The sequence below is a fragment of the Citrobacter sp. XT1-2-2 genome (assembly GCF_023516235.1).
Classification (GTDB): domain Bacteria; phylum Pseudomonadota; class Gammaproteobacteria; order Enterobacterales; family Enterobacteriaceae; genus Citrobacter; species Citrobacter werkmanii.
Map to the genome: position 1 here is coordinate 3312098 of NZ_CP097324.1, position 24057 is coordinate 3336154.

A 24057-nucleotide genomic window follows, 5' to 3' on the forward strand; every position below is an offset into this window, starting at 1 on the left:
AATGAGTCTGAAAGAAAAAACACAATCTCTGTTTGCTGAAACATTTGGCTACCCTGCCACCCATACTATTCAGGCACCGGGCCGTGTAAACCTGATTGGCGAACATACCGATTATAACGACGGATTCGTTCTGCCCTGCGCTATCGACTATCAAACCGTGATTAGCTGTGCGACACGCGATGACAGAAAAGTTCGCGTTATCGCGGCTGACTACGATAATCAAATGGACGAGTTCTCTCTGGACGCGCCAATTATCGCTCATGACAGCCAGCAGTGGTCAAACTACGTGCGTGGCGTGGTGAAGCATCTGCAAAAGCGTAATAACGCCTTTGGCGGCGCGGATCTGGTGATCAGCGGTAATGTGCCTCAGGGCGCAGGCTTAAGCTCTTCGGCTTCGCTGGAAGTGGCGGTAGGTACCGTGTTCCAGCAGCTTTATCATCTGCCGCTCGACGGGGCGCAGATTGCTCTGAACGGCCAGGAAGCTGAAAACCAGTTTGTCGGCTGCAACTGCGGCATTATGGATCAGTTGATCTCCGCGCTTGGCAAGAAAGATCATGCGCTGCTGATCGACTGCCGTACGCTGGGCACCAAAGCCGTTTCCATGCCTGAAGGCGTGGCGGTGGTAATCATCAACAGCAATTTTAAACGTACGTTGGTGGGTAGCGAGTACAACACCCGTCGCGAACAGTGTGAAACCGGGGCGCGTTTCTTCCAGCAACCTGCCCTGCGTGATGTCAGCTTTGAAACCTTTAGCGCAGTTGCTCACGAACTGGATCCGATTGTCGCCAAACGCGTTCGTCACGTGATCACGGAAAACGCGCGTACCGTGGAAGCTGCGAATGCGCTGGAAAAAGGCGACCTGTTACGCATGGGTCAGCTGATGGCGGAATCTCACGCTTCAATGCGCGATGACTTTGAAATTACCGTGCCGCAAATTGATACGCTGGTTGAGATTGTCAAAGCAACCATCGGCGATAAAGGTGGTGTTCGTATGACAGGCGGCGGCTTCGGGGGCTGTATTGTGGCGCTGATCCCGCAAGATCTGGTGCCTGCCGTGCAGCAGGCCGTCGCCGAACAGTACGAAGCTAAAACCGGTATTAAAGAAACATTTTACGTCTGTAAACCTTCACAAGGAGCCGGACAATGTTAAACGAAATTCCCGTAATGGCGCCCGACGGTCAGCCGTTCCGCCTGCTTACCCTGCGTAACGACGCAGGGATGGTGGTCACGCTCATGGACTGGGGCGCAACGCTGCTCTCTGCGCGTATTCCACTTAGCGATGGTAGCGTGCGCGAAGCCCTGCTCGGTTGCGCCAGTCCGGAGCAATACCCGGAACAGGCCGCGTTTCTGGGGGCTTCCATTGGCCGCTACGCTAACCGTATCGCCAACAGCCGCTATACCTTTGACGGCGAAACCATTGAATTGCTGCCAAGCCAGGGTGATAACCAACTGCACGGCGGACCGAACGGTTTCGACAAACGTCGCTGGCAGATAGTGAATCAGAATGACCGTCAGGTGCTGTTTGCCTTAACGTCTGACGATGGCGACCAGGGTTTCCCTGGGAATCTTTGCGCCACCGCGCAGTATCGCCTGACTGACGATAATCGGATTTCGATAACCTACCGTGCCACGGTTGATAAGCCCTGCCCGGTAAATCTGACGAATCATGTCTATTTTAATCTCGACGGTGACAAAACGGATGTGCGCCAGCACAAGCTGCAAATTCTGGCGGATGAGTATTTACCCGTAGACGAAATGGGCATCCCGCATGACGGGCTGAAATCCGTCGCCGGAAGCACTTTTGATTTCCGTTCCCCGAAAATCATCGCCAGCGAATTTCTGGCCGATGACGATCAGCGCAAGGTAAAAGGTTACGATCACGCCTTCCTGCTCCAGGCACAAGGCAATGCGCGTACTCCGGCGGCTCAGGTTTGGTCTCAGGATGAAAAACTGCAGATGGTGGTTTACACCTCAGCCCCGGCATTGCAGTTTTACTCAGGAAACTTCCTTGGCGGTACGCCTTCACGTGGGCCGGAGGCCTATGAAGACTGGCAAGGTCTGGCGCTGGAAAGTGAGTTTCTGCCAGACAGCCCGAACCATCCGGAATGGCCACAGCCGGACTGCTTCCTGCATCCGGGTGAAGAGTATGCCAGCGTGACGGAATATCAGTTTATTCCTGCCTGACAGTTCATCCTGACAGGCCCGATAGCATAAATTTATCGGGCCTGTTGTTTGTTTTCCGCAGCAAACCCGCTCCCCCCCCCACCATCCAAAGACAAAATCGCAACCTTGAGTTCACAAGAACCTTACACTGTGGCGCTATTTTCGCTATGGTTATGCGTAAGCATTGCCGCTGACTCATTACGGCAATATAATGAGAATTATTATCATTAAATATGATTGATAGGAGTGAGTGTATGGCTGTAACTAAGCTGGTTCTGGTACGACACGGTGAAAGTCAGTGGAACAACGAAAACCGTTTTACCGGTTGGTATGACGTTGATCTGTCCGAGAAAGGCGTAGGTGAAGCAAAAGCGGCCGGTAAACTGTTGAAAGAGGAAGGCTATAGCTTCGATTTTGCCTATACCTCTGTGCTGAAACGTGCCATCCATACCCTATGGAACGTACTGGACGAACTGGATCAGGCCTGGCTGCCGGTTGAGAAATCCTGGAAACTGAACGAGCGTCATTACGGCGCGCTACAGGGTCTGAACAAAGCAGAAACCGCTGAAAAATACGGTGACGAGCAGGTTAAGCAATGGCGTCGCGGCTTTGCGGTCACCCCGCCGGAACTGACCAAAGATGACGAGCGTTATCCGGGTCACGACCCGCGTTATGCCAAACTGACTGACAAAGAACTACCGCTCACCGAAAGCCTGGCGCTGACCATCGATCGCGTGATTCCTTACTGGAACGAAACCATTCTGCCGCGTATGAAAAGCGGTGAGCGCGTAATTATCGCTGCTCACGGTAACTCCCTGCGCGCGCTGGTGAAGTACCTGGATAACATGAGCGAAGATGAAATCCTCGAACTGAACATCCCGACCGGCGTACCGCTGGTGTATGAGTTTGACGAAAACTTTAAGCCGATTAAACACTACTATCTGGGTAACGCTGACGAGATCGCGGCAAAAGCCGCAGCCGTTGCTAACCAGGGTAAAGCGAAGTAATTTTTTCGCTCCCAATAAAAAAGCGTGGAATGCTCCACGCTTTTTTTATTGCCGGATGGCGGCGTTGCCTTATCCGGCCTACCGAGGCTAACCCGGATGAGTTTTTTACCCGCGGCGCGCTTTTACCGCTTCCGCCAACTGGCGTAACACCGCATCGGTATCTTCCCAGCCAATGCAGGCATCGGTGATGCTCTTGCCGTAGGTCAGGGGTTCACCGCTATCCGGGTTCTGATTACCTTCAACCAGATGGCTTTCAATCATCACGCCAATAATTGCTTTCTCGCCACCGGCAACCTGCCCGCAAACGTCTTTCGCAACATCCATCTGCTTTTTGAACTGCTTGCTGGAGTTGGCATGGCTAAAGTCGATCATCACCTGCGGAGAAAGCCCCGCTTTGACCAAACCTTCTTTCACGTCGGCAACGTGCTGAGCGCTGTAGTTCGGCTCTTTGCCGCCGCGCAGAATGATATGGCAATCGCCATTACCGCTGGTATTCACAATCGCCGAATGGCCCCATTTGGTTACAGACAGGAAGCAATGCGGCGCCCCGGCAGCATTGATTGCATCAATGGCGACTTTGATGGTGCCATCAGTACCGTTTTTAAAACCAACCGGGCAGGACAAACCTGACGCCAATTCACGGTGTACCTGAGATTCTGTAGTACGTGCGCCAATCGCGCCCCAGCTCATAAGATCGGCAAGATATTGTGGGGTGATCATATCCAGGAACTCGCCTGCGGCCGGCAAACCACTGTCGTTGATATCCAGCAGCAGTTTACGGGCAATGCGCAGACCGTCGTTGATCTGGAAGCTGTTATCCATGTGCGGATCGTTGATAAGTCCTTTCCAGCCTACGGTTGTACGCGGTTTTTCAAAATAGACGCGCATGACGATTTCAAGTTCGCCTTTTAACTCTTCACGTAGCGCCAGCAAGCGAGCGGCATACTCTTTAGCCGCTGCCGGATCATGAATAGAACACGGCCCAATCACCACCAGCAGACGATCGTCACTGCCTTTGAGAATTTTATGAATCGCCTTACGGGCATGCGCCACCGTATTGGCGGCATTTTCAGTAGCGGGGAATTTTTCCAGCAGTGCGACCGGGGGTAATAATTCGTTGATCTCTTTAATGCGTAAATCGTCGTTCTGATAATTCATGATTATTCCAGCGTTGCCATACTTATATAAATGAATGCAATCCCTCCAATCTATATCTTCAGTCATAAAGTGTAAACGGGGTTTTACACTTTGGACGGATTAATCCTGGAATAGGCCCAAAAAACGCAATAAAGTAGCGAAAAAAGAGATCCAGACTACAATTTATAACTGCAACAGCTTAAATTCTCATAAATTTCAAGATTCTATGCTGGTTTTAATTTGCATAGCAAAACTATTAACCATGTCCTGCTGATTTACTGGCACATGCACTGTTGGAAGACGTTATCCGACATCTCAATCATAACAGGAGCATAATATGCATATGACAAAGCTGACTTCACTCTTTTTGACGGCCACACTCAGCCTCGCCAGCGGCGCGGCGCTCGCAGCTGACACCAACACGCAGTCGAATAACGGCCAGGCAAATTCCGCGGCAGATGCCGGTCAAGTCGCGCCAGACGCGCGCGAAAACGTTGCGCCAAATAATGTCGATAACAACAACGTGAATTCGGGTGGCACAATGCTGCATCCGGACGGTTCATCAATGAACCATGAAGGAATGACCAAAGACGAGGTGCATAAAAACACCATGTGTAAGGACGGACGCTGCCCGGATGTGAATAAAAAAGTTGAGACCGGAAACGGCATCAATAATGATGCCGACACCAAAACTGACGGTACTACCCAGTAACGCTGAAAATAAAGCTAATAACGGGAGAGCAATAGCTCTCCTTTTTAATTTTATCATCCCAAAAACGGTATCATGACATACAGTAAAGGTGAGAATAACAAAGGGATGGCATAATGGCGCACTCACATACTCATACTTCCCCTGAGCAAACTAAGGACAATAATGCCCGCAGATTGCTTTTCGCATTCTGCATTACAGCCGGATTTATGCTGGTTGAAGTGGTGGGTGGAATTATTTCAGGCTCGCTGGCGTTACTGGCTGATGCCGGACATATGCTCACAGATGCCGCCGCGCTTCTATTTGCCCTGCTGGCGGTCCAGTTCTCCAGACGCCCGCCCACTATAAGGCACACTTTCGGCTGGTTGAGACTCACAACATTAGCCGCGTTTGTTAACGCCATCGCATTGGTTGTGATCACCATTTTAATCGTCTGGGAGGCGATTGAGCGCTTCCATACGCCACGTCCCGTAGCGGGCGGCATGATGATGATCATTGCTGTCGCGGGTTTACTGGCGAACGTGCTCGCTTTTTGGGTTTTACATCGCGGCAGTGAAGAGAAAAACCTTAACGTCCGCGCCGCAGCGCTACACGTAATGGGCGATTTGCTCGGCTCGGTTGGAGCAATCATCGCTGCGCTGATTATTATCTGGACGGGCTGGACGCCAGCGGACCCAATTCTCTCGATTCTGGTTTCCGTGCTGGTACTGCGTAGCGCCTGGCGGTTATTGAAAGATAGCGTAAATGAATTACTGGAAGGCGCTCCGCTTACATTGGATATTGCCGCCTTGCAGCGCCATCTCAGCCGGGATATCCCCGAAGTTCGCAATGTGCATCATGTACACGTCTGGATGGTAGGTGAAAAACCGGTCATGACGCTGCATGTGCAGGTGGTCCCGCCGCACGATCACGACGCGCTGCTGGAGCGTATTCAACATTTCCTGATTCATCACTACCAGATTGAACACGCCACGATCCAGATGGAATATCAGCCGTGCAATGGGCCGGACTGCCACCTGTATCAGGGCGTGTCCGGCCATGCACATCATCACCATTAATGGGACAGCGCGTGGGAACCCCGCTCACGCGCGCTGTTAATCCACAACCTGCTTCCGTTCAGGGCGATAACCGTCAGGATCATATATTCCAGTGACATGGCATATACGCCTTGCAGAGCAAAGATCACTACGCTAATGACGTTAATGATCACCCACAACAGCCAGTTTTCAACGTATTTGCGCGTCATCAGGATCATCGCCACAATCGACAGCACCATCATGCAGGAATCCCAGAACGGGAATGCATCGGGTTGCAACTCTGGAGCCGCTACCTGTAATCCCAGCCCCTGCATAATGTTCACGGCAATACGTGTCAAAAATGCAAACACCGGATCGATATAGACCGACATCAGGCCAATCGCCACCACGCAAGCAGCCAGCCAACCGATCGCTTTCGGTAAAGGCAACCAGCGTATTTTCAACTCTGCCTCATGCTGGTTGGTTTGCCGGGACCAGGCATACCAGCCGTAGATATTCGCGGCAAAAAAGAAAACCTGCAGCAACAGGCTGGCATAGAGCTGGATCTGAAAGAAGATAATCGCAAACAGCGTGACGTTTATCAGTCCGAAGACGTAATTACTGATTTTCTCAAGGCTCGCCAGGCCAATACACAATAACCCGGCGATCGTCCCCACGGCTTCGATCCACGACAGATCGTAACCGCCCGCACCGATCGGAATATGTACCAGAATGTTCTGCGTGCTAAAAAAGTCCATCTTTTCCCCCAGAGCAAATAAATTAATTAAGCCCGAAGTGTAGCCGCAAATTCCAACATGCGGTTTAACGGCAGCAATGCACCTTCTCGCAGCGCTGCATCTACATGTATCTCGTGAGCAGTCCCCCCTTGCTCCAGACCCTCAGCAATCGCCTTGAGGCCGTTCATCGCCATCCACGGACAATGTGCGCAACTGCGACAGGTTGCCCCTTCGCCTGCCGTTGGCGCTTCAAGCAACTCTTTATCGGGAACAGCTTGCTGCATTTTGTAAAAAATACCCCGGTCTGTCGCCACTATCAGTTGCTGGTGCGGTAACGATTTTGCTGCGTTGATTAACTGGCTGGTTGACCCGACCGCATCGGCCATATCAACGATGGACTGAGGGGACTCAGGATGCACCAGCACGGCGGCATTGGGGTAAAGCGCTTTCATGCGTGTTAAAGCCTGAGTTTTAAACTCGTCGTGGACGATACACGCCCCCTGCCAACAAAGAACGTCTGCACCGGTCTGTTTTTGCACGTAGTTGCCCAGATGTCTGTCCGGGGCCCAGATGATTTTTTCACCCAAACTATCAAGATGCTCAATAAGTTCAACCGCAATACTGGAGGTCACGACCCAGTCGGCACGTGCTTTAACTGCTGCTGAGGTATTGGCGTAAACCACTACGGTGCGATCCGGATGCGCGTCGCAAAACGCGCTGAACGCATCAATCGGACAACCCAGATCTAATGAACATTCTGCCTGCAGGGTTGGCATCAGGATGGTCTTTTCCGGGCTGAGAATTTTGGCGGTTTCTCCCATAAATCTCACGCCCGCAACCAACAGCGTAGAAGCGGGATGTTTTGAGCCGAACCGCGCCATCTCCAGAGAATCAGAAATACAGCCGCCGGTCTCTTCGGCCAACTGTTGGATTTCAGGATCGGTGTAATAGTGCGCGACCATAACGGCATCACGCTCTTTCAGCAGGCGCTTGATTTTTTCACGGTAAAATTGTTTTTCGTCCGCACTCAGCGGTGCTGGCTTCGGCGGAAATGGATAAATTGCAGCTTCAGGATCAAACATCACGCTCATCTTGCTTTCTCGTTTTACTGGCTTAACGAAATAACCGATTAAAAGCGTGACACACGCCATATTCGGTTTAGTTTGTTTTATATGCTAAACAAGATAGCGGATTAGTGCAGAAAAGTCACAATAATTGCGTGTGATGAGTACCGGATGGCGACTGGCGTCTTATCCGGCCTACATTTGGCACCCGTAAGCCTGATAAGCGAAGCGCATCAGGCAAGCAGGTTCGAATCTTTCATATTGCAGATAGCAAAAAGGCGCCGCCAGCGCCCTTTTTACACTGGTGGGGCGTGCAGGATGACTCGCTTCGCTCGCCCTTCGGGTCGTCGCCGTAAACGGCTCCGTTGTCTCACTACGTTCGACCCGAACCTGCTGCAGGTTCGAATCTTTCATATTGCAGATAGCAAAAAGGCGCCTTTAGGGCGCCTTTTTACACTGGTGGGGCGTGCAGGATTCGAACCTGCGACCAATTGATTAAAAGTCAACTGCTCTACCAACTGAGCTAACGCCCCCTTATAGGGTTTACTTCTTTATACTTTCAGGATGGTGGGTCGTGCAGGATGACTCGGCTTCGCCTCGCCCTACGGGCCGTCGCTTACGCAACGTTATCCTTCACGGCTTACTATCGCTTTCACCAGAAACATTGGTGGGTCGTGCAGGATTCGAACCTGCGACCAATTGATTAAAAGTCAACTGCTCTACCAACTGAGCTAACGACCCGCTCGGATGTCACCTGAAAAAATTTTACTCGGAACCACCAGGAATTGGTGGGGCGTGCAGGATGACTCGACTTCGTCTCGCCCTGGCGGGCCGTTGCTAAAGCAACGTTATCCTTCACGTTTAACATCTGAGTACGATGTTAAAGTTGGTGGGGCGTGCAGGATTCGAACCTGCGACCAATTGATTAAAAGTCAACTGCTCTACCAACTGAGCTAACGCCCCGAGTGGTGGGTGATGACGGGATCGAACCGCCGACCCCCTCCTTGTAAGGGAGGTGCTCTCCCAGCTGAGCTAATCACCCGATACTACGCTGGATACTACTTACTAACTGAGTTAGTGGTGGGTCGTGCAGGATGACTCGACTTCGTCTCGCCCTACGGGCCGTTGCTTACGCAACGTTATCCTTAACGTTTTACTATCGCGTTCCACCAGAACGATTGGTGGGTCGTGCAGGATTCGAACCTGCGACCAATTGATTAAAAGTCAACTGCTCTACCAACTGAGCTAACGACCCACTTTTTTCGCCGCTTTCAGGCTGTTTGATATCCCTTGGCAACGGCGGCATATATTACTGATTTCAGATTTTAGCGCAACAAAAATTTCGAGGTAAATAACTCAACTGCTTAGGAATCACACGACGCGACCAGAAATAACACGATTTCTGGTCGCATGGTGGTCATTACATCGCGTTAAGGCGTTTTTGCGCTTGTTTCGCGCCATCAGTGCCAGGATATTTAGTGATAACCTGCTGATAAACCGCTTTAGCTTTTGCTGTGTCGCCCTTGTCCTGCATGATGACGCCGACTTTATACATCGCGTCTGCAGCCTTAGGTGATTTTGGGAAGTTTTTAACTACCGAAGCGAAATAGAACGCGGCATCATCTTTTTTACCCTTGTTGTAATTCAACTGACCCAGCCAATAATTGGCATTTGGCAGGTAAGTAGAGTCCGGGTACTTTTTGATGAAGTTCTGAAATGCTTCAATCGCGTCATCCTGACGGGATTTATCCTGTACCAGGGCGATTGCTGCATTGTAATCGGTATTCGCATCGCCAGTTTGTGCCGGAGCCCCTGACGTTGCCGCAGCCCCCGCATCAGGCGCAGAGGCCGCCGCCCCGCTCTGATCCCCACCCGCAGACTGCGCCGCAGGCGCGCTACCGCTGCCAAGATTATTCATCTGCAGCAATATCTGTTTCTGACGTTCAACAACCTGATTCAGTTGATACTGATTTTCCTGAATTTGACCACGCAGAGAGTCAATATCGGACTGATTATCGGAGAGTTGTTGCTGGAGTTGGGTTAAAAGCTGACTGTGAGCGTTAGAAATGCGCTCGAGTTGAGTGACACGGTCTTCGACCGAGCCTGAGCCGACACTACTGATTGGCGCCTGTGCAAAAGCGGCCCAGGGGGCCGCTATGCCAACCAGTAACGACAGACTCAACAGATGATGTCTGAAGTTACTGCTCATGCAATTCTCTTAGTAAACCAGTACGGCACGACGGTTTTTGGAGTAAGCCGCTTCGTCATGACCCAGTACTGCAGGTTTTTCTTTACCGTAAGAAACGATGGAGATCTGGTCAGCAGAAACGCCTTTACCCTGCAGGTACATCTTAACGGCGTTTGCACGACGCTCACCCAGGGAAATGTTGTACTCAGGAGTACCACGTTCGTCCGCATGACCTTCTACGGTGACTTTGTAAGACGGGTTGCTACGCAGGAAGTTAGCGTGCGCATCCAGCATTGCAGCGAAGTCAGAACGGATATCGTACTTGTCCAGATCGAAGTAAACGATGTTGTTCTGCTGCAGCTGCTGCATCTGAAGACGCGCTTGCTCTTCAGAAGACATGTTGCCGCTGCCGTTTGCATCCATACCAGTGCCGGCACCCAGCATGCCTTCGCTGCCGTCATTGCTGGCGTTCTTGTTAGAAGAACATGCCGCAATAGCCATAACAGGCAGAGCAATCATCAGCCCTTTCAGCACTTTGTTCAGTTGCATTTCAATGATTCCTTTATTAATCAATTATTTATTATCACAGATACGGCGACCAGGCAGGGAATTTAACCTGACCATCAGTTGCCGGAAGACGCGCTTTGAAACGCCCATCTGTAGAAACCAAATTCAGCACGGATCCCATCCCCTGAGAAGAGCTGTAGATTACCATAGTGCCGTTAGGTGCCAGACTTGGCGTTTCATCCAGGAACGTTGACGACAGAACTTGTACGCCACCCGCTACCAGATCTTGTTTGGCAATGTGTTGCTGACCGTTAGCCGAGCTTACCATTACCATAAATTTACCGTCGCTGCTCACATCCGCATCCTGGTTTTGCGAACCTTCCCAGGTAATACGCTGCGGAGCACCGCCGTTGACGTTAACTTTGTATACCTGCGGACGACCGGCCTGGTCAGAAGTAAAGGCCAGATTCTGGCTGTCCGGGAACCAGGTAGGTTCAGTGTTGTTGCTGCGACCATCCGTCACCTGACGGATTTGACCAGAACCAATGTCCATGACATACAGGTTCAGGCTACCGGTTTTAGACAGGGCAAACGCCAGTTTGCTGCCATCCGGAGAAAACGCAGGTGCGCCGTTGTGACGCGGGAAAGAAGCGACCTGACGAACAGCGCCATTAGACAACGTCTGAATAACCAGCGCAGAACGACCGCTTTCGAAGGTCACGTAAGCCAGTTTTGAACCGTCCGGAGACCACGCCGGAGACATCAGCGGCTGCGGAGAACGGTGAACCACGAACTGGTTGTAACCATCGTAGTCGGACACGCGTAATTCGTACGGGAACTGACCGCCGTTGGTCTGGACAACATACGCGATACGGGTACGGAATGCGCCCTTAATGCCGGTCAGTTTTTCAAATACTTCGTCACTGGCTGTATGGCCCGCGTAACGCAGCCATTGCTTGTTCACTTTATAGGTGTTCTGCGCCAGTACGGTACCCGGCGCGCCGCCGGTATCAACCAGTTGATAAGCCACGCTGTAGGAGCCATCCGGATTCGGCGTTACCTGCCCGACCACGACGGCATCAATACCCAGCGCAGACCATGCAGCAGGTTGAACTTCCGCCGCGGTGCCCGGCTGCTGCGGCAGACGAGAACGGTCTAATGGGTTAAATTTACCGCTGTTACGCAGGTCAGCGCCTACGATACCACCGATATCTTCAGGTGCAGCACCCGGCCCTGCCCACTGGAATGGGACAACGCCAATCGGGCGTGCCGAGTCCACCCCCTGGGTGATCTCGATACGTACTTCTGCATGCAGCACTGCTGCCCACAGCATCAGAAAACCAAATGCTACTCGTAATGCCTGCTTCATCATATCTCCCTTATCTGGACGGAACGCCCACGATAATTTAGCAGAATGTTAACAAACTCAAATACACAAAACTACCAGAACTCTGTCTCAACCTTAGACTGTTTCCCCCGATTTCTCAGGGGTTGTTATTACAGTTTAAAGTCCAGTTTGGCATCTTTTACTTTTTCATAAACAGCCTGGCTAGGCGGTTTAGGAATTCTGGCTGTTTTCGCAGCCGTCAGCGCAGCCTGGCACAATGCCGGATCGCCGCCCTCTTCGGTCACATCCAGTAACAGACCATCGGGTGCTAACTTGATATGTAGTACGCAAGATTTGCCCGCATACAAATCAGCACCATACAGACGGCTCTGGATCGCATTACGAATTTGAGAGGCGTAAGCACTGATATCAGCGCCAGATGCGCCGCCATTTGCACCACTTGTACCACTATCTTTCGCCGGCTGACCGTTTCCTTTCGCTCCACCACCTGATTTCGGCGCATTCTTACCGGAGCTTAAGTCACCCAACAGGTCGTCAACGCCCGAGGCCGCAGCGGCCTTCTCAGCAGCCGCTTTTTTCGCAGCAGCGGCTTTATCTGCCGCAGCTTTCTTGTCAGCAGCAGCTTTGTCAGCGGCAGCTTTCTTGTCTGCAGCGGCTTTTTCCGCAGCAGCTTTCTTTTCAGCCGCCGCTTTTTCAGCAGCTGCTGCTTTTGCGGCAGCGGCTTTTTCTGCTTTTTCGGCGGCAGCTTTTTCTGCTGCAGCTTGCTTAGCAGCTTCAGCCTGGGCTTTCTTCGCGGCGTCTGCGGCAGCCTTAGCGGCTTGTGCTTCGGCAACTTTCTTCGCATCAGCGGCGGCTTTAGCGGCTTCAGCCTCAGCTTTTTTCTGTGCGTCCGCAGCGGCTTTCTTCGCGGCATCTGCCGCTTGTTTCGCCTGTGCATCCGCCTTGGCCTTCGCGTCTGCAGCAGCCTTCGCCGCAGCTTCTTCAGCCTGTTTCTGCTGCTCTTGCGCTTTCGCGGCGGCAGCTTCAGCCTGTTTCTGCTGTTCCGCTTGTTCGCGCACTTTTTCCTGCGCGGCTAAACGTTCTTTTTCCAGCTGCTTCAGGCGCTCTTGCTCAGCGGCCTGTTTCTCGCGAAGTTCTTCAGCCTGCTGCTGCGCCTGTTTTTCACGCTGCTCTTCTGCACGTTTCGCACTTGCCTGCTGTTGCTGCTGCCTGTCGTACTGTTGCACAACGGCGCCAGGATCAACCATAACGGCGTCGATGGACGAACCGCCACCGCCGCCGGCTGAAGCATCAATGTGCTCATCGAACGAACTCCAGATCAGCGCTGCAAATAAAATGACATGCAGCACCGCTGAAATAATTATCGCCCTTTTGAGCTTGTCGTTTTGTTCGGTTGCCTTTGACACTCTCGGTTCCCAAAAAACTGTTCGCCTGTTACGCGCTATCTTTCAAGCCAGCAATACGCAGACATCAGATTGGCTGCGTCATCAAGCCAACCGATTTCACGCCTGCACTGTGTAACAAGTTCAGCGCTTTAATTATTTCATCATAAGGCACGTCTTTCGCACCACCGATTAAAAAGACCGTTTTCGGATTGGTCTGCAGGCGGCTTTTCGCTTCCGCAATAACCTGCTCCGGCGGCAGTTGATCCATACGATCTTTTTCAACCACCACGCTGTATTGCCCAATACCGGAAACTTCAATAATGACCGGAGGTTCGTCGTTACTGCTGACGGCTTGCGATTCGGTCGCATCCGGCAGATCGACTTCCACACTCTGGGTAATGATCGGCGCGGTTGCCATAAAGATCAGCAGCAGCACCAACAGTACGTCGAGTAGCGGTACAATATTGATTTCGGACTTAAGTTCGCGACGACCTCGTCCACGCGTTCTGGCCATGGCTTACCCCTTGTTGCTCTCGCTAACGGTAAACGCCTGGCGGTGCAGAATCGCGGTAAACTCTTCCATAAAGTTGTCGTAATTCAGTTCCAGCTTGTTCACGCGCTGATTCAGTCGGTTGTAAGCCATAACCGCCGGGATTGCCGCAAACAGACCGATAGCCGTCGCAATCAACGCTTCCGCGATACCCGGTGCGACCATTTGCAGCGTTGCCTGTTTTACCGCGCCCAGCGCGATAAACGCGTGCATGATCCCCCAAACGGTACCGAACAGACCGATATACGGACTGATGGAGCCGACGGTGCCGAGGAATGGAATATGCGTTTCCAGCGTTTCCAGTTCACGGTTCATCGAGATTCGCATCGCACGGGATGCCCCCTCAACGACCGCTTCCGGCGCATGGCTATTGGCCCTGTGCAAACGCGCAAATTCTTTGAATCCGCTATAAAAAATTTGTTCCGATCCCGCCAAATTATCACGACGCCCCTGACTTTCCTGATACAGGCGTGACAACTCAATACCAGACCAGAACTTGTCTTCAAATGCTTCTGCTTCACGTGAAGCGGCATTCAGAATACGGGTCCGCTGGATAATAATGGCCCAGGATGCGATTGAGAAACCAATCAAAATCAACATGATAAGTTTAACCAGAAGGCTTGCCTTCAGGAACAAATCAAGGATATTCATGTCAGTCACTGCTTAAACTCCGCGACAATAGACTTGGGAAGCGCACGAGGCTTCATTTTGAGTGGATCAACGCAAACAATCAGAACTTCGGCTTCATTCAGCACGGTGTTCTCTGCGTTGACAATGCGTTGCGTGAAAACCAATGAGGTGCCACGCATTGACGTAATTTCGGTTTGGACTTCGAGCATATCGTCGAGCCGCGCAGGCGCAAAATACTCAAGAGTCATCTTGCGCACCACAAAGGCTACGCGCTCTGCCAGCAGCACCTGCTGACTGAAGTGATGATGACGCAGCATCTCTGTGCGTGCTCTTTCATAAAAAGCGACGTAGCTGGCGTGGTAAACCACCCCACCGGCATCAGTGTCTTCATAGTAGACACGAACCGGCCATCGAAACATATACTTATTCATTCTTACTGCCTCTTTGTTGGCTTCGTCCACTCACACCCGTTGCTTACCCTGGTAAGCGCCTGGTGACTCGCGTTTTTGCCGCCGCGATGCTTCAAGAATGTCGTTGTATATCGCGCTGTCTTCACTGTACATCCCGGTAATGCAACAAAAGGTTAGTGCTTTCAAACTTCGCTACTATACGCGCGGGAATGGTGCTTTGGAATGGGGGAAAGTAAACGGAGAGTAAAAAATTATGGGCTTATGCAAGCCCATAAATATTTAAGGATGTTTCTTATTCAAAAGAAGAAGAAAATCAGACCAACAACGAGGACGATATCCGCGATCAGCGGGCAGAAGATGCCCTGCCAGTGCACCGCGCGAGGACGAAAGCCAACGCCGTGAATGATGCCAGCGCAGACAGCCCACATCAGCAGAAAACCATGCCAGATTTCAAGCTCACTGGTTTTGGCCGCGAAACGTGACGGGTCCCAGAATATGCAGCCAGCCAACACGATTGCCAGCACAAAGGAAAGCGCCCGCAAGGGGCGCTTGTCCATTACCGCATAAACCATCGCGATAAGGTTGATCATCAGCTTTCTTCTTGTCCGGCTTTGCCTGATTCAACGTGCTCAAGCGCCAGGGCTGTGATTATCCCAAATGCACAGGCAAGAAGCGTTCCCAGAATCCATGCGAAATACCACATATTTAGCTCCTTACTTAGTACAGAGAATGGGTGTTACGTTCAATATCTTCTTTGGTGATGCGACCAAACATTTTCCAGTAACACCAGGTGGTGTAGATGAGAATGATCGGTACAAACACCAGTGCCACATAAGTCATCACGTTCAGAGTCAGCTGACTGGAAGTCGCATCCCACATGGTCAGACTCGCGTTCATCATGGTGCTGGATGGCATCACAAACGGGAACATTGCGATACCAGCAGTCAGGATGATGCAGGCTAACGTCAGTGAGGAGAAGACGAACGCCCATGCCCCTTTCTCCATACGAGAAGTCAGGATGGTCAACAGCGGCAGAACCACGCCCAGTGCAGGAACCAGCCACAGGACAGGTGCATTATTAAAGTTCACCATCCATGCGCCAGCAACACGCGCCACTTCTTTGGTCAGCGGGTTAGAGGCGGCATGATGATCCACTGCAGAGGTCACAACATAACCGTCAATACCGTAAATCACCCACACGCCGGCCAGCGCGAAGCAGACCAGAGTCACCAGCGCCGCTACCTGCGCGGTGGTACGCGTACGCAGGTGCAGTTCACCAACCGTACGCATCTGCAGGTAGGTCGCGCCCTGGGTGATGATCATACCAACGCTCACGATACCTGCCAGCAGACCAAACGGATTCAGCAACTGGAAGAAGTTACCGGTGTAGTACAGACGCAGGTACTCATCGATATGGAACGGTACACCCTGCAACAGGTTACCGAACGCCACGCCAATGACCAGCGGCGGAACAAAGCTACCAATGAAAATGCCCCAGTCCCACATGTTACGCCAACGAGTGTCTTCAATCTTGGAACGGTAATCAAAACCGACCGGACGGAAGAATAAAGACGCCAGTACCAGAACCATCGCCACATAGAAACCAGAGAACGCAGCGGCATACACCATCGGCCAGGCAGCGAACAGAGCGCCACCCGCGGTGATGAGCCAAACCTGGTTACCGTCCCAGTGCGGGGCGATGGAGTTAATCATAATTCGACGCTCGGTATCATTACGACCGAGGAAACGGGTGAGCATGCCCACCCCCATGTCGAAGCCATCAGTGACCGCAAAACCAATCAGCAGAATGCCGACCAACAGCCACCAGACAAAACGCAATACTTCATAATCGATCATTTGACGACTCCTGTCTTAGCGTGCCGGCTGAGAAGTCACATTGGACTGCTCAAAGTGATAGCGACCGGTTTTCAGGCTGCTTGGGCCGAGGCGTGCAAACTTGAACATTAAGAACAATTCTGCCACCAGGAACAGGGTATACAGGCCACAAATCAGGATCATGGAGAACAGCAGATCGCCTACTGTCAACGATGAGTTTGCCACCGCCGTTGGTAATACTTCGCCGATTGCCCATGGTTGTCGGCCATATTCGGCGACAAACCAACCTGCTTCTACAGCAATCCACGGCAGTGGAATACCGTACAGCGCGGCACGCAGCAGCCATTTTTTCTCACCGATGCGGTTACGAATGACGCTCCAGAAGGAAAGCGCAATAATGGCCAGCAGCAAGAAGCCACACGCCACCATGATACGGAAAGCGAAATACAGCGGCGCAACGCGAGGGATAGAATCTTTCGTTGCCTGTTGAATTTGCGCTTCGGTTGCGTCGGTGACGTTGTCCGTATAGCGTTTCAGCAGCAGACCATAACCCAAATCTTTCTTCATGCTGTTGAACTGGTCACGAACAGCCTGATCGGTTGACCCCGCACGCAATTCTTCCAGCAGCTGATACGCCTTCATCCCGTTACGGATACGCTCTTCATGCTGCGCCATGAGGTCTTTCAGACCAATGACCGGTGTATCAACAGAGCGGGTGGCAATGATGCCCAGCGCATAAGGAATTTGAATCGCAAATTTGTTTTCTTGTTTATCCTGGTCGGGAATACCGAACAAGGTAAACGCAGCAGGAGCAGGTTGAGTTTCCCACTCAGCTTCAATAGCGGCGAGTTTAGTTTTCTGTACGTCGCCCATTTCGTAACCGGATTCATCACCCAGCACGATAACAGACAGCACAGCCGCCATACCAAAGCTGGCAGCAATCGCGAAGGAGCGTTTTGCGAACGCAAAGTCACGGCCTTTCAGCATGTAATAAGCACTGATGCCAAGAATGAACATCGCGCCAGTGACATACCCTGATGCCACCGTGTGAACAAATTTCACCTGGGCAACCGGGTTGAGCACCAGTTCGGAGAAGCTCAGCATCTCCATACGCATGGTTTCGAAGTTGAAATCCGCGGCGATTGGGTTTTGCATCCAGCCGTTCGCTACCAGAATCCACAATGCGGACAGGTTAGAACCCAGTGCCACCAGCCAGGTGACGCACATATGCTGGACTTTACCCAAACGGTCCCAACCGAAGAAGAACAGACCTACAAAGGTGGATTCGAGGAAGAAGGCCATCAAACCTTCGATAGCCAGCGGCGCACCGAAAATATCCCCTACATAGTGGGAATAGTAAGACCAGTTAGTCCCGAACTGGAACTCCATGGTCAGACCGGTAGCCACACCCAGAGCGAAGTTGATACCAAACAACTTGCCCCAGAACTTGGTCATATCTTTATAAATCTGTTTGCCGGAAAGGACGTAGACCGTTTCCATAATGGCCAGCAAGAACGCCATACCGAGCGTCAGTGGCACAAACAGGAAGTGGTACATCGCGGTCAAGGCAAACTGTAAGCGCGACAGTTCGACTATATCTAACATCATGACTCCTTGCTCATCGCATGAAGACTCCGAGAGTGAACCCCGTTAGAAAGGGTCACACGCATGCCCCAATACAAATTTATCTGCTTCCTTCCGCCGCCGTTCGTTCTTCTCATTTGAAGAAAAGACAATGATGAAAGGTTACAAACATGTTAATAAAACACTCAAATTGATCCCGCAATTATATTACGCCGTAAAATCCTTACAATAAACAGGTTTTTATCGAGACAAATTTGCATTTTTCGATAGTGATCAATTTATAGCTAATTTACCACTTTCAGACCAATTTGATCTGCAGCAATTTAACCTCTTTTGACGATGTTTTCCAAGTTTTAAACTTTGATTTAAATCAATTTTCAAATTTGTTGTTAATGGTGTTTAACACTACGAGGACTAGTGAACACCATGTTAACAACATGTTTTTCAATGAGTATTTGTCGTTACTATAAATGATAGGATATTTATTTAAATCTACACGGTCTTTTAACCGACCAGGCAAATAAAATTGCCAGCAGATAAAGAGTCACTATTGCTGGGTAGCTCACAGTTTTTTGTTTAGCAAGGCGTGGAATAGTTATTTCATACAAATTATTCATTTTATTTTTACTTATAATTAACACCGTGATGTAACTATCTCAACCGGAAGCGGAAACGCTCCCCATTGGTCAACGCATTGCATTGAGCGTTCTGGCGCAGAAAGTCCGCCTGTCACTTTTGTCATCACCATAAGTTATCGTTCACGTCGCGTCTTCGCTTCTGTGGCAAAGATTAAATATGACACAAACAATTCATTATCATTTTTATCCTAAATTTAACAAAGAAATAATTGTGACATATAAGATTAATAAATAAAAAACCGTTAGGTTGTTCACAAGTTATTTAGTGAAGGGAATTTTTGAAATTATTAAAATTGTTACCTGAATGACGCGCCCAACAAAATAAGATTTTGATCACAAACATGGCAAGTTATTTATTACTCGATTTTCTAAAAAATTAAAACCAGAACAAAAAACACATAGTAACCATATGATTACAAACACATTTTTATGAGAATAAATATAACAATCATTTTTGTCAGGATATTTTGAAAATAGATCAATTGCTTCCTTTTTCTCTTCCACAGAAACTCCAACCCTATTAAAAGGTTGTCACAATCCAAGCTCTGAATATTAGAAAAGTATTTTCACTTATTGACCATCAGCCCTACAGAGGATTACCCATGAAAAAATCTACACTTGTTATTGGCGTTATCGGTGCTGACTGCCATGCAGTAGGCAATAAAGTTCTGGATCGCGTTTTTACTGCGCATGATTTTCACGTAATCAACCTCGGGGTGATGGTGAGTCAGGATGAATATATCGATGCCGCGATCGAAACAGGCGCCGATGCCATCGTGGTGTCCTCTATTTACGGGCATGGTGACATTGACTGCCTCGGGTTACGTGAACGCTGCATCGAACGCGGACTCGGTGACATTCTGCTGTACGTCGGCGGCAACCTGGTTGTAGGCAAACATGACTTCGCCGATGTGGAAGTGAAGTTTAAAGAGATGGGATTTAACCGCGTCTTCGCCCCCAGCCACGATCTGGAAGATGTCTGCGCGCTTATCGCCAATGATATTCACCAACACAATGGCCTCGAACAGCGTTGCCTGGAAGAGGCTATCTGATGCAAACAGTTTCTGTCGATATCGGCTCGACCTGGACCAAGGCAGCCCTCTTCGCCCATGAAGGCGAGGAGTTAACCCTGGTAAACCATGTCCTGACCCCAACCACCACACATCATCTGGCAGACGGTTTTTTTGCCAGCCTGAATCAGGTGCTGAATGTTGCCGATGCTCGCCCGTTACTGAAAAGTGGTGAAGTGCAGTTGAAATACTCCTCCTCGGCTAAAGGTGGGCTCGCCGTTGCAGCGATGGGGCTGGTGCCCTCCATTACGCTGGAATCGGCAAAAGTTACCGCCCATTCGGCAGGAGCGAAAATCGCGCAATATTATTCGTACAAGCTGAACCGTCATGACATACAGGAGCTGGAATCATCACCACCGGACATCCTGTTATTTACCGGCGGTACAGACGGTGGAGAAGAAAGCTATGGTCTGGCGAATGCGCGTGCATTGGCAGACTCGAAGCTGGATTGCGCCATTATCTACGCAGGAAACCGGGACATTCAGGATGAAATACAAACGATTCTCGGACACAAGGATCTGACCACGGTAGACAACATTCTGCCTGATCTCGATCACCCGAATCCGTTTGCCGCACGCCAGGCGATTTGTGATGTGTTTTTGTCGCGCATTGTGAAAGGCAAAGGTCTGGATGTCATTGTCGGTGAAACAGGCGAAGAGCCAATGCCGACGCCATGGACGGTATATGAGTTAGTCAAAGCCATTAGCGATTACGACAGCGCATGGAAGGAATTCATGCTGATTGATATGGGCGGAGCCACCACGGATGTCTATTCGGCCAGCGCGAATACCCTCTCCCCCGATACCGTCCTGCATGGCGTTCCAGAACCTTTCGTCAAACGTACCGTTGAAGGCGACCTGGGAATGCGCGTTTCCGCCGTCGTGGTGGGAGAAAGCACACAGGAAATGGTGAAAGTCATCTTCGCCCAACAGCCGCAGCGCGAGGAAGCGTTTTACCGCTACCTGCGTCATTTGGTTGGGCAGCCGGATTACCTGCCACTCAGCGAGGAGGAGAAATATTTCGACACTCTGCTGGCAGGTTTATGCGTGGGCTATGCCGCTGAGCGCCACGCGGGCACTAAAAAGCAGGTTTGCACCTGCGTGGGTAACGTGGATTTACAGATGGGTCGCGATCTCACCACCGTACGCAAAGTCGTCGGTTCAGGTGGATGGCTCTCTCGCGCCAGCCAGTTCGATATCCATAACTGGCTCAAATACCGGGAGCTGGACGACCAGGGTAAAAGAATTCTGTTACCGAACCAGTTTGAGTATTACCGCGATTCAAATGGCCTGCTCCCTCTACTGGCAAATGTCGCCAGGCTGTACCCGCAAGCCGCTGCTCGCACCAGCATTCAGTGTTTAACCCTACAAAACTAAAGGCAGCTACGAATGGAACTTCGAAATAAAAAATTGACCCATGACGAATTCATGACCGAAAGGCATCAGGTGTTGCAAACCTGGGAAACCGGTAAAGACGTTGAGAACTTCGAAGATGGCGTGAAGTACCAGCAATCTATTCCGGATAAAAAGCGCTTCTCCCTTGCCCTGCTGAAGGCCGATCAGGAAGGTAGAACCCTGAGCCAACCGCGCGCAGGCGTGGCGTTAATGGACGAGCATATTGCGCTGCTCAAAACGTTGCAGGAAGAGTGCGACCTCCTGCCAAGTACTATTGATGCCTACACCCGTCTGAACCGCTATGAAGAAGCCGCTGTCGGGATCCAGAAATCCATCGAAGCAGGGACTTCCAAGCTGAATGGTTTACCGGTCGTCAATCACGGGGTTGCTGCCTGCCGCCGTATGACTGAGTCACTGGAAAAACCGATCCAGGTTCGCCACGGTACGCCGGACGCGCGCCTGCTGGCAGAAATCGCCATGGCCAGTGGCTTTACCAGCTACGAAGGCGGCGGTATCTCTTACAACATCCCTTATGCCAAACGCGTCACCCTGGAAAAATCCATCCGCGACTGGCAGTACTGCGATCGTCTGATGGGTCTGTATGAAGAGAACGGTATTCGCATCAACCGCGAACCGTTTGGTCCGCTGACCGGCACCCTGATCCCACCATTTATGTCCCACTCGGTTGCGATTATTGAAGGTCTGCTGGCGCTGGAACAGGGCGTGAAGTCAATCACCGTCGGCTACGGTCAGGTCGGTAGCCTGACGCAGGATATCGCCGCTATTCAGGCGCTGCGTGAGCTGTCCCACGAATATTTCCATAACCACGGCTTCGACGATTACGAGCTGAGCACCGTTTTCCATCAGTGGATGGGCGGATTCCCGGAAGATGAAGCGAAAGCCTTCTCCGTTATCGCCTGGGGCGCAGCGGTTGCCGGTATGTCGGGCGCAACAAAAGTGATCACCAAAAGCCCGCACGAAGCGTTCGGTATCCCAACAGCGGCCGCTAACGCTCAGGGTCTTAAAGCATCACGCCAGATGCTCAACATGGTCAGCGACCAGAAATTCCCGCAGTGCGCAGCCGTGGAACAGGAAGTCGAGCTGATCAAGAGCGAAGTCCGCGCGGTGCTGAAAAAAGTCTTTGAACTCGGCAATGGCGATATTGCACGCGGTACGGTGCTGGCCTTTGAAGCAGGCGTGCTGGATGTGCCTTTCGCCCCTGCCGCCTGTAACGCCGGGAAGATTCTGCCGGTACGCGATAACACAGGCGCCATCCGTATTCTCGAAGCCGGCGCTGTTCCGCTGCCGAAAGACATTCTCGCCCTGCACCACGACTACGTCGCAGAGCGCGCGCATTTCGAAGGCCGTAAACCTTCTTTCCAGATGGTCATTGATGACATCAACGCCGTATCCCACAGTAAATTAATAGGAAGACCATAATGAAAATTAAACAGGCCCTTTTCACCGCTGGCTACTCCTCATTTTATTTTGACGATCAGCAGGCCATCAAAAACGGTGCCGGTCATGACGGGTTTATCTATACCGGCTCTCCGGTAACGCCTGGCTTTACCTCTGTCCGCCAGGCGGGTGAATGCGTTTCTGTGCAGTTGGTTCTGGAAAACGGCGCAGTGGCGGTAGGCGATTGTGCTGCGGTGCAATATTCAGGCGCAGGCGGTCGCGACCCGCTGTTCCTGGCTGAAAACTTTATTCCTTTCCTCAACGATCATATCAAGCCGCTGCTGGAAGGCCGTGACGTGGATGCTTTCCTGCCAAACGCCCGCTTCTTTGATCAGTTGCGTATCGATGGCCATCTGCTGCATACCGCCGTCCGTTACGGTCTTTCTCAGGCACTGCTCGACGCGGCGGCGCTGGCGACCGGCCGTCTGAAAACTGAAGTGGTGTGCGACGAGTGGCAACTGCCATGCGTCCCGGAAGCCATTCCATTATTTGGTCAGAGTGGTGATGACCGTTATATCGCCGTCGACAAGATGATCCTTAAAGGCGTGGACGTTCTGCCGCACGCGTTGATCAACAACGTGGAAGAGAAGCTGGGCTTTAAAGGTGAAAAGCTGCGTGAGTATGTGCGCTGGTTGTCTAATCGCATCTTAACCCTGCGCACCAGCGAGCGTTATCACCCGACGCTGCACATTGATGTCTATGGCACTATCGGTCTGATCTTCGATATGGATCCGGTGCGCTGCGCTGAATACATCGCCAGCCTGGAAGCGGAAGCTCAGGGCCTGCCGCTGTACATTGAAGGTCCGGTGGATGCCGGTAACAAGCCGGATCAGATCCGCATGTTAACCGCCATTACCAAAGAACTGACCCGTCTGGGTTCCGGCGTGAAAATCGTTGCGGATGAGTGGTGTAACACCTATCAGGACATCGTGGACTTCACCGACGCGGGCAGTTGCCACATGGTGCAGATCAAAACCCCGGATCTGGGCGGTATTCACAACATCGTTGACGCAGTGCTGTATTGCAACAAACACGCGATGGAAGCCTATCAGGGCGGTACCTGTAACGAAACGGAAATCAGTGCTCGCACCTGCGTACACGTCGCGCTGGCTGCGCGTCCTATGCGCATGCTGGTCAAACCAGGTATGGGTTTCGATGAGGGTCTCAACATCGTGTTTAACGAAATGAACCGCACCATCGCGCTGTTGCAAACTAAGGATTAAGAG

At 51.3% G+C, this 24057-nt stretch carries 23 protein-coding genes, 5 tRNA genes and 1 other RNA gene; 9 read left to right on the plus strand and 20 right to left on the minus strand.

Features of this window, described 5'->3' with window-relative positions; all coding sequences use genetic code 11:
* Position 1: 1 nt before the first annotated feature.
* The 3 genes from galK to gpmA all read left to right on the plus strand — a co-directional run bounded on the left by galK (position 2) and on the right by gpmA (position 3170).
* Positions 2–1150: a galactokinase gene (gene galK / locus M4I31_RS15830; RefSeq protein ID WP_038638977.1), complete on the plus strand. Its 1149-nt coding sequence runs from the start codon at positions 2–4 to the stop codon at positions 1148–1150.
* Complete coding sequence (gene galM, locus M4I31_RS15835; protein WP_069323186.1) at positions 1144–2184, plus strand: galactose-1-epimerase; 1041 nt, start codon at positions 1144–1146, stop codon at positions 2182–2184. The genes galK and galM overlap by 7 nt, the downstream gene beginning before the upstream one ends.
* A 233-nt stretch (positions 2185–2417) precedes the next feature.
* Positions 2418–3170 carry a 2,3-diphosphoglycerate-dependent phosphoglycerate mutase gene (gpmA, locus tag M4I31_RS15840; RefSeq protein WP_038638971.1) on the plus strand — a complete coding sequence of 251 codons (753 nt, stop codon included), beginning with the start codon at positions 2418–2420 and terminating at the stop codon, positions 3168–3170.
* 105 nt (positions 3171–3275) lie between these two features.
* Here the strand turns inward: gpmA and aroG are convergent, their stop codons facing one another.
* A complete protein-coding gene (aroG, locus tag M4I31_RS15845) occupies positions 3276–4328 on the minus strand; it encodes a 3-deoxy-7-phosphoheptulonate synthase AroG (RefSeq protein ID WP_038638968.1) in 1053 nt (350 codons plus the stop codon).
* Positions 4329–4644: 316 nt separating this feature from the next.
* Between aroG and M4I31_RS15850 the strand changes: the two genes are divergently transcribed.
* Together M4I31_RS15850 and zitB are read left to right on the plus strand one after the other, a co-directional pair.
* Entirely contained in the window at positions 4645–5019 is a 375-nt protein-coding gene (locus M4I31_RS15850; RefSeq protein ID WP_038638965.1) for a YbgS-like family protein, read from the plus strand.
* Between the two features lie 113 nt (positions 5020–5132).
* Entirely contained in the window at positions 5133–6074 is a 942-nt protein-coding gene (zitB, locus tag M4I31_RS15855) for a CDF family zinc transporter ZitB (RefSeq protein WP_085047485.1), read from the plus strand.
* On the opposite strand, the gene pnuC is transcribed toward zitB, so the two are convergent.
* The 19 genes from pnuC to cydA all read right to left on the minus strand — a co-directional run bounded on the left by pnuC (position 6071) and on the right by cydA (position 18292).
* Positions 6071–6790, minus strand: a complete 720-nt coding sequence (gene pnuC / locus M4I31_RS15860) for a nicotinamide riboside transporter PnuC (protein WP_038638959.1) — start codon at positions 6788–6790, stop codon at positions 6071–6073. The two genes, zitB and pnuC, sit on opposite strands and share 4 nt — an antisense overlap.
* 26 nt (positions 6791–6816) lie before the next feature.
* Positions 6817–7860, minus strand: a complete 1044-nt coding sequence (gene nadA / locus M4I31_RS15865; protein WP_085047486.1) for a quinolinate synthase NadA — start codon at positions 7858–7860, stop codon at positions 6817–6819.
* A gap of 275 nt (positions 7861–8135) precedes the next feature.
* A non-coding RNA gene (locus M4I31_RS15870) (RtT sRNA) lies at positions 8136–8261 on the minus strand.
* A gap of 29 nt (positions 8262–8290) precedes the next feature.
* Positions 8291–8366, minus strand: a tRNA-Lys gene (locus M4I31_RS15875).
* A gap of 132 nt (positions 8367–8498) precedes the next feature.
* Positions 8499–8574 (minus strand) — tRNA-Lys (locus M4I31_RS15880).
* A gap of 146 nt (positions 8575–8720) precedes the next feature.
* Positions 8721–8796 (minus strand) — tRNA-Lys (locus M4I31_RS15885).
* Positions 8797–8799: 3 nt separating this feature from the next.
* Positions 8800–8875, minus strand: a tRNA-Val gene (locus M4I31_RS15890).
* Positions 8876–9012: 137 nt separating this feature from the next.
* A tRNA-Lys gene (locus M4I31_RS15895) sits at positions 9013–9088 on the minus strand.
* 165 nt (positions 9089–9253) lie between these two features.
* Complete coding sequence (gene cpoB, locus M4I31_RS15900) at positions 9254–10042, minus strand: cell division protein CpoB (protein WP_085047487.1); 789 nt, start codon at positions 10040–10042, stop codon at positions 9254–9256.
* A 9-nt stretch (positions 10043–10051) separates the two neighbouring features.
* On the minus strand, positions 10052–10570 hold the full coding sequence (gene pal / locus M4I31_RS15905; RefSeq protein ID WP_006685431.1) for a peptidoglycan-associated lipoprotein Pal: 519 nt from the start codon (positions 10568–10570) through the stop codon (positions 10052–10054).
* Positions 10571–10604: 34 nt separating this feature from the next.
* The gene (gene tolB / locus M4I31_RS15910; protein WP_038638949.1) at positions 10605–11897 is read right to left on the minus strand and encodes a Tol-Pal system beta propeller repeat protein TolB; all 1293 of its coding nucleotides are present in this window, start codon (positions 11895–11897) and stop codon (positions 10605–10607) included.
* 128 nt (positions 11898–12025) lie between these two features.
* Positions 12026–13282, minus strand: coding sequence for a cell envelope integrity protein TolA (tolA, locus tag M4I31_RS15915; protein WP_038638946.1), 1257 nt, complete (start codon positions 13280–13282; stop codon positions 12026–12028).
* Positions 13283–13346: 64 nt separating this feature from the next.
* A complete protein-coding gene (tolR, locus tag M4I31_RS15920; RefSeq protein WP_003022978.1) occupies positions 13347–13775 on the minus strand; it encodes a colicin uptake protein TolR in 429 nt (142 codons plus the stop codon).
* A gap of 3 nt (positions 13776–13778) precedes the next feature.
* Complete coding sequence (gene tolQ / locus M4I31_RS15925; protein ID WP_003022976.1) at positions 13779–14471, minus strand: Tol-Pal system protein TolQ; 693 nt, start codon at positions 14469–14471, stop codon at positions 13779–13781.
* Positions 14468–14872 carry a tol-pal system-associated acyl-CoA thioesterase gene (gene ybgC / locus M4I31_RS15930; RefSeq protein ID WP_003831439.1) on the minus strand — a complete coding sequence of 135 codons (405 nt, stop codon included), beginning with the start codon at positions 14870–14872 and terminating at the stop codon, positions 14468–14470. The genes tolQ and ybgC overlap by 4 nt, the downstream gene beginning before the upstream one ends.
* A gap of 275 nt (positions 14873–15147) precedes the next feature.
* Complete coding sequence (gene ybgE / locus M4I31_RS15935; RefSeq protein WP_038638940.1) at positions 15148–15441, minus strand: cyd operon protein YbgE; 294 nt, start codon at positions 15439–15441, stop codon at positions 15148–15150.
* Complete coding sequence (gene cydX / locus M4I31_RS15940; protein WP_061381940.1) at positions 15441–15554, minus strand: cytochrome bd-I oxidase subunit CydX; 114 nt, start codon at positions 15552–15554, stop codon at positions 15441–15443. The genes ybgE and cydX overlap by 1 nt, the downstream gene beginning before the upstream one ends.
* Positions 15555–15568: 14 nt before the next feature.
* Positions 15569–16708 (minus strand): cytochrome d ubiquinol oxidase subunit II, encoded by a 1140-nt coding sequence (gene cydB, locus M4I31_RS15945; RefSeq protein ID WP_042309685.1) that lies wholly within the window; start codon positions 16706–16708, stop codon positions 15569–15571.
* A 15-nt stretch (positions 16709–16723) separates the two neighbouring features.
* Entirely contained in the window at positions 16724–18292 is a 1569-nt protein-coding gene (gene cydA / locus M4I31_RS15950) for a cytochrome ubiquinol oxidase subunit I (RefSeq protein ID WP_038638936.1), read from the minus strand.
* A 1219-nt stretch (positions 18293–19511) separates the two neighbouring features.
* On the opposite strand from cydA, the gene glmS reads away from it, so the two are divergent.
* The 4 genes from glmS to M4I31_RS15970 are packed head-to-tail and all read left to right on the plus strand — an operon-like array spanning position 19512 to position 24054.
* Positions 19512–19961, plus strand: coding sequence for a methylaspartate mutase subunit S (gene glmS / locus M4I31_RS15955; protein WP_038638933.1), 450 nt, complete (start codon positions 19512–19514; stop codon positions 19959–19961).
* A complete protein-coding gene (gene glmL, locus M4I31_RS15960; RefSeq protein WP_038638930.1) occupies positions 19961–21355 on the plus strand; it encodes a methylaspartate mutase accessory protein GlmL in 1395 nt (464 codons plus the stop codon). The genes glmS and glmL overlap by 1 nt, the downstream gene beginning before the upstream one ends.
* 12 nt (positions 21356–21367) lie before the next feature.
* Positions 21368–22813, plus strand: coding sequence for a methylaspartate mutase subunit E (locus M4I31_RS15965; RefSeq protein ID WP_038638927.1), 1446 nt, complete (start codon positions 21368–21370; stop codon positions 22811–22813).
* Entirely contained in the window at positions 22813–24054 is a 1242-nt protein-coding gene (locus tag M4I31_RS15970) for a methylaspartate ammonia-lyase (RefSeq protein WP_038638925.1), read from the plus strand. Before M4I31_RS15965 ends, M4I31_RS15970 begins: the two co-directional genes overlap by 1 nt.
* Positions 24055–24057: the final 3 nt, after the last annotated feature.